This is a genomic window from Lishizhenia sp., assembly GCF_033720595.1.
Lineage (GTDB): Bacteria > Bacteroidota > Bacteroidia > Flavobacteriales_D > Crocinitomicaceae > Lishizhenia.
The window spans coordinates 1-9103 of the sequence record NZ_JAWWCF010000122.1; the positions used below are offsets into that span (position 1 = coordinate 1).

Genomic DNA, 9103 nt, shown 5'->3' on the forward strand with positions numbered 1-9103 from the left:
AGGGTTGAATCATTAACGAAGGAATCTCTAAAAACTTATCTGTACTGTGCGTTTTTATATCGTATTTGAAAGAATTATCGTGTCTAAGGTTTTCCAACTCAAGATAGTTCTCAAGAAGTTTTATCTCTTCACTTATTTTTACTTTCTCATCACTTGAATTTTCTAACACACTACGCATCAATGCAGAGAATTTTAAGAGATAATTAGCAGCATTTTTATTTTCATTGAAAAGAATGAAGCTGTAAATAGAATTCAATACATTAAATATGAAGTGTGGTTTCATCCTTGCATTTTGCATGCGTTGCTGATAGGATAACATTTCATTTTCTTTTTCCAGCTTTTTAATTTTACTTGAGTTCACCCCTTTAAGGATTAAAAAGACGACAAAACCAAGAAAGAAAAGTAATACACCAAAAAACCAAATAGAAGTATAAAAGGGTTCTCGAATACTGCCCTCTATCAAGACCATACTGTCACTCCAGGTATTATTACTCATAAAATACCTCAGATTTATTTTTAATCTTTTTTGTGGATTGGTAAGGGTGATTTGAGGGGATAGCACATTTATCCATTCACCGCCATTGATTTGATACTGGTATTTCTTATTGAACCAATTTTTCAAATCTTTTATTTGAAAACTAATACTCAATACCTTGGCATCCGTCGGTAATGAAATTAAGTTTTTGTAGTTGTCTCCGTCCACCCTTAAATTGGTTACTTCGGGTCTAATGTCTTCAGATATGTTGGTTTTACTCAGGTTGCGAATGTCATTGTAACTTATTTTATAAAACCCTTTTTCGGTAGCTATATAAAGGTTGCCATTAACTTCCTCCAGTTTATTGATTTTTAAATCAGTTAGTCCTTGGTTTTTGGAGATGCTTATACATCTATTTGTGAATTGGTCGTAAATTTCTAAGCCTTTAAAACATCCAATGTATAAGTAACGTCCGTTTTCTGAGCTTTGTAAAATATTTACTTTTTCATTATTTAAACCGTTTTTTCGATTTAAAAATGGCTTTGTTACTCCGTTTGAATATTGATAAATACCGAAGTTCTTGGTTGAGATCAATAACCTATCTTGAAAGTAAATTAAATCTGTAATTTCTTTATTTCCAAAGTCAAATAAAAGTTCTACAGAGTCCTTGAAAACACTGAATAGTTTATTTTTTGAGGTATAAAATAGTTTGTTTTCGGAGAAGGCGACCTGAGAAATGTATCGTATTAAATCGGGCCTGTACAGGAGGGTGTCCGTTTCACCTGTAAGGGTATTTATTCTTCCGATATAAGAGGATGCTATGTATAAATGATTGTCGTTTACATACACGTCTCTAGCAAAGGGTAGAAATTCTGTGTTCTGGGGATAAGAAGTTGAATTAAAGTAATCATCAATACGGTTTAGGTTGGTTACAAAAAGCTTTCTGTTTCTATAAATGATTTTGGAGTGATCTGAGGGAGAACTCGTGTTTTGAGCCATGTCGTAAAGCTCATTTTTAAAAGAAAGAAGGGTGTTTTCGTTGATAACAGCAAAATCTAAAACTTCATGTTCTATCTTATTACCGGTAAAATCGGTGAGATGATGGACCTTATATTCTGGCAGGTAGATTACTCCTTCTTCAAGCGTACTAAACCAAGTGTTTCCATCATTGTCTACATAGATAGAGCTCACATAGAGGTTATGGTTAATACTAGAGTTTTTAATTTCTATTAGTTTGTTGTTTTGATACTTTGCACGGTAAGTTCTGTTGTTTTTACCCACCCAGTATTCATTGGTGTTAGGTATTTGTTCAAGGGCAGTAACGTTAGCAGCTAATTCAGTAACCGAAGGCAAGGCAATTACTTTTCCTCCCAGTAATATTAAACCTTCTATGGTACCCTGTTGTGTGTTCTTTTTAAGGTTGCTTATGTCAGAAGGTTTGTGGTAGAAAAGAGAATCAATATAGTTGGGTTGATAGTTATTCGATGAATTGATTTGGAAATTAACTTTTCCATGTATAGGCCAACAGGAAAGCATAAAACTTTCTTCAACCTCATTGATTTCAAATTCTGTTTCACTGGTTGGATAGCTCTTGTAGTTCCCTTTTTTGTCTATTGTAAAAGCTCCCTTGAATGAATTACTGTAGTGGAGGGTGCTATCTTTTGTAAATGTGATACGTTTAAAGAGGTAGTCATCCAAGTCGATGAGTGTATCCAAAATTGCGTTATAACGGTAAGGATAAACACTATCATTTTGGATGTAGTAAAGTTGTTTCCTAATACTGAGTGCCCAAACTCTACCGAAGGGATCCTCGTAAGATTGAAAGATTACATTACTGGGTAATCCATTTTTGGTAGTAAATGAAGTGGCATTGAATCCGTCGTAACGTATAAGGCCCATATCGGTACATATCCAAAGATTGTCCTTGCTATCTTTCATGATGTGGTAAGACTCAGTACTATTGAGACCACATTGTTCGTTGATTTGATAACTGGCTTGGGCAAAGTTATTTTGTCCCCAATTTTTTAAAGGAGACAAGACCATTAATACTATTAATGCTAAAACCTTGCTGTATGTGTTGATAAGGGGTGACTTATTCATGTTGTTCTTCACCAAAAATAATATATAAATTAAGCTTCTGTACCGTCTTCTTTGTAGATTAGGTAATATAAATTCCAAACAAGTTTTCCCTTAGACTGTTTTCAGGTCTAATTTTAAAGAATTATTGGCCCGGAGTAAGGAAAGGTTTTTAATCTGTTCTTTGGTTATACCAATCGCATTTTTAAAAAGTAGTTCTGAAATGTTTTTTATTCCCAACGTAAACATAGGTGATTGTATAGCGCGAATTAATTTTTGTAAACAGGTAAGATGATTATTACTCTAGTCCAGTTCTCTTCGTTGATTAAGTAGAAGGCGAGTTCCTTGTTATTAAAAAGTATTTTAAAATTATTGATTCGATCTCTAGTGATGCCTACAGCGTGGTCAGAAGGGGAGTTGTTCCATTTAAATATTTGGTCTTTGGTCATCGAACCTTTATTGGCTATTTCAACTTTAACACTGTTCTTATCGTGATAACTAAACTGAATACGAATTACATTGTCGTGATTTGAAGTGCCGTGTAAAACTGCGTTTTCTACAATGGGTTGAATCAGCATGGAAGGTATAGAGGCTGTTTTTAATTCCATAGGAATATCGAGGTGAAATTGAAATTTATCTTCTTTACGTATAAGTTCTAATTCTAAGTAAGAATTTAAAAGTTCAATTTCTTTTGCAATGAGTATCTCATCGTTACCTGATTTTTCAAGAATGTTGCGCATCAGGTTAGAGAATTTAATTAAATAATTAGAGGCTTGCTTGGTTTCATTGAAGTGTATGTGACTGTTAATAGAGTTCAGTACATTGAAAATAAAATGGGGTTTAATTCGGGCATTGTTCAACCGCTGTTGATAAGACAGCAGGTTGTTTTGAATTTGTAATTTTTTCATTTTTCGCTGTACTCTGAAACGGACAATCAAAAGTATTACTGCTCCGAGTAAGATAAAGTAAAGCAATAAGGCATACCAAGCCTTATACCACGGAGGTGTAACCTGAATGCTTACTATTTCGAAGGGGGGGGACCAAGTAAAGGCGTTAATTTTATAACGTGCTTCTATATTGTATTTACCATTTAAATTGGTAATTGTAAAGGAAGGACTGTTGGTGGTAATCCATGTATTTGTGGAGTCTGTTCTAAATTGATATTGTTTATTGAACCAGTTGGAATAAGAATGCGTTTTTAATTTGATTTCGAAAAACTTTTCGGTAGAAGGAAGGATGAAATTTGTTTGTTGGTCTATATTGATTGAAATTGAATCAGAGGTCATTAAAGATGCGCCAAATACGGGAGGTGTGATGGGTGAAGTTTCCGACTCCGAAGCTAAATCATAGCTGTAGAGATTGCCCTTAATTCCAAAGTAAAGCATGTCTTTATCAATGTGTAAGCTGTTCACCTGGTTCGACGAAATTCCATGGTTTTTATCTATATGTTTGATGCAGTTTTCTGAATCTTTGTAGATAAATAAACCTGAATTTGAACCTATAAAGTACTCCTTTCTATCTTGAGAATATGCGAAGGTGTTGAATTCAACCTCTGGAAGTAAATGATTAATCTTATCTAATGGTTTAATCTCTAGTGTGTTTAAATCAAGGTAAAACAGACCTTTGTTTTTTTCAAGTATCAAGATTCTTTGATCACTCGTCCTGCTCATTTGTTGGACATTGAATTTACCTTGTAACTCTTTTACGAATTCATGTTTTTTCAGAATACTTATTTTTTCTAATCCGCTATGTAAAATAGTAGTTGAATCAATCAAAGCAATTTTCTTGGAATAGGAAAACGTACTGTGATCTAATGGAGTGAAAAAAGCTTCACTTTTCAAACTATCAAGAGTAATTGTATAAATCCTGTCAGAAGATGAAACAAAAATTTTAGATCCAGCTACTTTAAGATCTCTAGAAAAAGGAAGGATATGTGCATACGAATTTTTATAAGGAATTATTATACCTCCCTTTGATAAAACTAATTCATCACCAATTGTAAGGAAGTTGCAGAATTCTTCACCTCCAACAGTAGTGTGGTAACTCTTTTGTGAAACATTGAAAAGAGAGGAGTAACTCAATGCGTATAAGTCATTTTTAAAGGTGAATATTTTATTAATATTCTTGTCAGTAGTTGCATGAATATAGGATGATTTTCCAAGCTTAAAATCGGGGAAGTAGAATATCCCATTTTCTAATGTAGAAACCCAAATTGCACCACGATTATCAACGAGAATGGAGGTGATATACTCATTGGGAAGCATCAAAGGAGAAGTCCGTTGTACGTGATTTACCATGGTTTTACCACGATAAAAACCTTGTGGTGTTGCAATTAACACCTCCTTTTGATAAGGGGTGATGTAAACAACATCTTCCTCAGTTTCTAAAAAAGTGGTATCTCTTAAAAGTCGATTATAAATAATATGGAAGTTGGAACCTCCTATGATTTGATGTGTTTGATTTATTGAATTAATTCGTATGAAATAGGCCTTTTGATGGTATTTCTTAAAGTAAAAATCTAGTGCCAAACTGTCTTTATTTTTACCATGTCTATAGTTCTGTTTTAAAATATTGAAAGAGATTAAATGATGTTGTTCAATGGGGATTATTTCTATACCGTCCTTTTGTTTTAGGTTTGATATTTTACCGTCTTTTGTGATTTTTAAACATCCATTTCCATTGATGGAATAATATAGAATATCATTAGCATCCACATAAAGCTCTTTCCATATTCTAACTTTCCCATTTAAAATTTTTCGAAGGGTGTCGTTGTATTGATAAGTGTGGATTTCATCATCTTTGTAATAACATAAATCTGAAGATGAACCAATAAACCAAATTCGTTCAAATTGGTCTTCGTACATATCAAAAATGGTGGAGCTTGATAAACCATCTTTGCTGGTGAATAGTCGGGTAGAGCTCCCGTTGTATTGAACAACTCCAGCGTCGGTTAATATCCAAATGTTTCCCTTGGTGTCTTGTTTTATTTTATAAGTCTCTAAGCTGGGGACATTAAGGAGTTCGCTCACATTTAAACCTTGTACCTCAAAGTCGGATTGACCAAAGCTGAAAAGGCTTATAGAAAATAGGAGTAAAAGTGTTAGAATTCGCATATAATAAAAAAAGCACTAATCGCTAAATTAGTGCTTTTTCTGAGTTAATCAACTTCTTCGTAGTCTACATCTTCGGCCTCTTTTCGACCCTTGAATATGGAGACTTTTCCGATATTACGTTGTGTTTCTTCTTTCTCCCTGCGGTACGCTTCTTTTTGCTTGTTAAAGCGTTCTTGTTCACTGATGTTTCGTTTGGCATTCATTAGTTTACCAATGAAACGAACAATTACCAGAACAGCTATAATTATTAAAACTGTTCTTAGAAAATTGGCTGCAAAGAGTAAGAACAACATATTATCTTGATAAGTATAAGTTTCTTTCAGAGAATACTTTTCTAAAGAATGGGTCTTTCAAATCTTTGATAAATCTGATGGCCTCTCCTGTAGACTTCATCTCTGGTCCTAATTCTTTATTTACGTTAGGGAATTTGTTGAAAGAGAATACTGGTATCTTGATTGCGTATCCCTCTTTTCTAGGGTTGAAATCAAAATCAGTTACTTTCTTTTCTCCTAACATTACTTTCGCTGCGTAGTTTACATACGGCTCATCGTATGCTTTGGCGATGAATGGAACCGTTCTAGAAGCTCTTGGATTGGCCTCGATAACGTATACCATTTCGTCTTTAATCGCAAACTGTATGTTCATTAAACCTACTGTCTTCAACTCAACGGCGATTTTCTTCGTAATGTCTTCAATTTGTTGCATTACGAAATCTCCTAAGTTGTATGGAGGTAATACTGCGTAAGAGTCACCTGAGTGAATACCCGCTGGCTCTATGTGCTGCATAACACCAATGATGTGTACGTTTTCACCATCACAAATTGCATCAGCTTCTGCTTCAATTGCCCCTCCTAAGAAGTGGTCTAATAAGATTTGGTTTTCTGGCATATCTCTTAAGATATCTACCACGTGGTGTTCTAATTCCTCCTCGTTAATAACGATTTTCATTTTCTGACCACCCAATACGTATGATGGACGAACCAATAATGGGAAACCTAAATCTTTCGATAATTCTATCGCTTGTTCTGCGCTTTCAACAACTCCAAACTTAGGGTAAGGAATGTTGTTTTCTTTCAATAATTTAGAGAATCTACCTCTATCTTCGGCCAAGTCTAATGCATCGTAACTCGTTCCGAAAATTTTGATTCCGTAACGCTCTAATTTCTCTGCTAATTTCAAGGCTGTTTGACCACCTAGCTGAACGATTACACCTTCTGGCTTCTCGTGTTTGATGATGTCGTAAATGTGCTCCCAGAATACTGGCTCGAAGTATAATTTATCCGCTGTATCAAAGTCAGTAGAAACTGTCTCTGGGTTACAGTTGATCATAATCGTTTCGTATCCACATTCTTTGGCTGCCAATACTCCGTGTACACAAGAATAATCGAATTCGATACCTTGACCAATTCTGTTTGGTCCTGATCCTAATACAATCACTTTTTTCTTGTCAGATACTTCACTTTCGTTTTCGTATTCGAAAGTAGAGTAGTAGTATGGCGTTTGCGCTGGGAACTCAGCGGCACAAGTATCTACTAATTTGTAAACTCTCTTAATACCGTATTCTTCTCTTTTCTCGTGTACTTCAGATTCTAAACATCTTAATAAGTGACCTAATTGACGGTCAGCATATCCTTTTTGCTTAGCTTCGAATAACAAGTCTTTAGAGATGTTATCTACAGAGAATTTTTCAATCTTTCTTTCTAATTTGATTAATTCTTCAATCTGCTTCAAGAACCAAACATCAATCTTAGTTTTCTCAAAAATAGTTTTGAAAGGAATACCTAATTTGATGGCGTCGTAAACGTGGAATAATCTATTCCAGCTTGGGTGTGCTAATGAGTGAAGGATTTCATCTTGGTTGGTAACTTCTTTTCCGTCTGCCCCTAAACCGTTACGGTTAATTTCTAGTGACTGACAAGCTTTTTGCAATGCCTCTTGGAATGATCTACCGATTCCCATTACCTCACCAACTGACTTCATCTGTAATCCTAACTGGCGATCAGCACCAGGGAATTTGTTGAAGTTCCAACGTGGTATCTTAACGATAACGTAGTCTAATGTTGGTTCAAATAATGCAGAAGTAGTTTTTGTAATTTGGTTGTCTAGTTCATCCAATGTGTATCCAATCGCCAACTTAGAAGCAATCTTTGCAATAGGGTAACCTGTTGCTTTAGATGCCAATGCAGAAGAACGAGATACACGTGGGTTAATTTCAATAGCAATGATATCTTCTTTCTCGTCTGGAGAAACGGCGAACTGAACGTTACATCCTCCGGCAAAGTTACCGATAGAACGCATCATTTTAATAGCCATGTCTCTCATACGTTGGAAAGTTGTATCAGATAATGTCATTGCTGGAGCTACTGTAATTGAGTCTCCTGTGTGAATCCCCATAGGGTCGAAGTTCTCAATAGAACAGATAATTACAACGTTGTCGTTCTTATCTCTCAATAACTCTAATTCGTATTCTTTCCAACCTAATAAGGCTTTATCTATCATCACCTCGTGAATCGGAGAGGCGTGTAAACCTTTATTTAAGTTGTCGTCGAAGTCTTTTTCATCGTGAACGATAGCTGCCCCCGCTCCTCCTAAAGTATAAGATGCTCTAATACAAACAGGAAGTCCGTATTCTTGCATTACACTTTTACCTTCTAAGAAAGATTTTGCAGTTGTTTGGGGAGCCATAGGAACATCAATCTCCTCCATTAAGTTTCTGAATGCCTCACGGTTTTCTGTAATCTCAATCGCGTTGATGTCAACTCCGATGATATCTACTCCGTGCTCTTCCCAGATACCCATTTCATCACATTTGATGGCAAGGTTCAATGCTGTTTGTCCTCCCATTGTAGGTAGAACTGCATCGATTTTGTGTTCCGCTAAAATTTCAAGAATGCTCTCTGGCTCCAAAGGTTTTAGATAAACGTTGTCTGCAACAACTTTATCTGTCATAATTGTAGCAGGGTTCGAGTTAATCAAAGTAACTTCGATTCCTTCTTCTCTTAAGGAACGTGCTGCTTGAGATCCTGAGTAATCGAACTCACATGCTTGACCGATAACAATTGGGCCACTACCGATAATTAATATCGATTTAATGCTTTCATTTCTAGGCATTCTGAACTAATTTTTTTTTGTTTCCAAAAATGTTAAACCAAATTGGGGGCAAATTTAGCACCTTTTATCCTGTTTAAAAAGTTTATTGGAGATAGTTTTCAAGAAAGCGTTGTTTTTAATTGTAATTCCTTGGGGGACAACCTTAGAGCGACTTTTATTTTTTCTTGGAAACCCCATCTTACTGTGCGTTTCCGAACAGGGATTGTTCGTTTTCGAACAGCTGTTATAGGGGGTTGAATCTTGTAGGTGTTGTTTATCAAGTGGTTAGGTTTTTGGCACAATACTTAATTGTCGTAATTGAAATATTAATAATCTGTGGATATAAAAT

The 9103-nt window shown here is 35.2% G+C and carries 4 protein-coding genes; all 4 read right to left on the reverse strand.

What is annotated here, in order from left to right; all coding sequences use genetic code 11:
- Positions 1-2575 (reverse strand): histidine kinase (locus tag R3333_RS09510; RefSeq protein ID WP_318958557.1); only part of this gene is annotated, 2575 nt, incomplete at its 3' end.
- Between the two features lie 245 nt (positions 2576-2820).
- Positions 2821-5580, reverse strand: a complete 2760-nt coding sequence (locus R3333_RS09515) for a histidine kinase (protein WP_318958558.1) — start codon at positions 5578-5580, stop codon at positions 2821-2823.
- A gap of 128 nt (positions 5581-5708) precedes the next feature.
- Positions 5709-5957, reverse strand: a complete 249-nt coding sequence (locus tag R3333_RS09520) for a hypothetical protein (protein ID WP_318958559.1) — start codon at positions 5955-5957, stop codon at positions 5709-5711.
- A gap of 1 nt (position 5958) precedes the next feature.
- Positions 5959-8775: a carbamoyl-phosphate synthase large subunit gene (carB, locus tag R3333_RS09525; RefSeq protein ID WP_318958560.1), complete on the reverse strand. Its 2817-nt coding sequence runs from the start codon at positions 8773-8775 to the stop codon at positions 5959-5961.
- Between the last annotated feature and the right edge of the window lie 328 nt (positions 8776-9103).

Bases quoted from the DNA above. Each gene is read 5' to 3' on its own strand.
- carB (WP_318958560.1), bottom strand. From the start codon at position 8,775: ATGCCTAGAAATGAAAGCATTAAATCGATATTAATTATCGGTAGTGGC.
- R3333_RS09520 (WP_318958559.1), bottom strand. From the start codon at position 5,957: ATGTTGTTCTTACTCTTTGCAGCCAATTTTCTAAGAACAGTTTTAATA.